A 655-nucleotide genomic window follows, 5' to 3' on the forward strand; every position below is an offset into this window, starting at 1 on the left:
TCGACATCCATATGCAGACCGAGCGCCTCGCCGGTGACCGCGCCAAGCCCGGTGACGACGTTGAGCACACCGGCGGGCAAGCCGGCCTCGCTTGCCAGTTCGGCCAGCCGCAGCAGCGTCAGCGAGGCGATCTCCGGCGGCTTCACCACCACGCAATTGCCGGCGGCAAGTGCAGGCGCGATCTTCCAGGCACCGATCATCAGCGGGAAATTCCACGGCACGATGACGCCGACGACGCCGAGCGGCTCCTTGTGGATCAGTCCGAGCACATTCTCGGCCGTCGGCGCTATCTCGCCATAGACCTTGTCGATGGCCTCGGCATAGTAGCGGATGGTGCCTGCCGCCGACAGCGGTTCTGCCTTGTAGGCCATGCCGATCTCGGTGCCGTTGTCGCGCACACCGAGCACGGCGAGCTCATCGGCGTGTTTCTCGACCAGCTCGGCGAATTTCGTCAGCACCTTCTTGCGAAAGGCGGGTGTGGCGCGCGACCACGAGTCCTTCTCGAACGCCTTGCGCGCCGACTTCACGGCGCGGTCGATATCGGCGGCGTTGCCGTCGGCGATGCTGGCGAAAGGTCGGCCGTCGATCGGCGACGTCACCGGCAGGCTTGCGCCGCTTGTTGCCTCGACCTGCACGCCATCGATGAACAGGCCCT

At 66.1% G+C, this 655-nt stretch carries 1 protein-coding gene; it reads right to left on the reverse strand.

Annotated elements, in window-relative coordinates:
• Positions 1–650: aldehyde dehydrogenase family protein (locus EN925_RS38560; RefSeq protein ID WP_245487481.1), on the reverse strand; the 650-nt coding region annotated here is incomplete at its 3' end.
• Between the last annotated feature and the right edge of the window lie 5 nt (positions 651–655).

It is taken from the genome of Mesorhizobium sp. M7A.F.Ca.US.006.04.2.1 (assembly GCF_004022915.1).
In the GTDB taxonomy this organism is placed as follows: Bacteria; Pseudomonadota; Alphaproteobacteria; order Rhizobiales; family Rhizobiaceae; genus Mesorhizobium; species Mesorhizobium ciceri.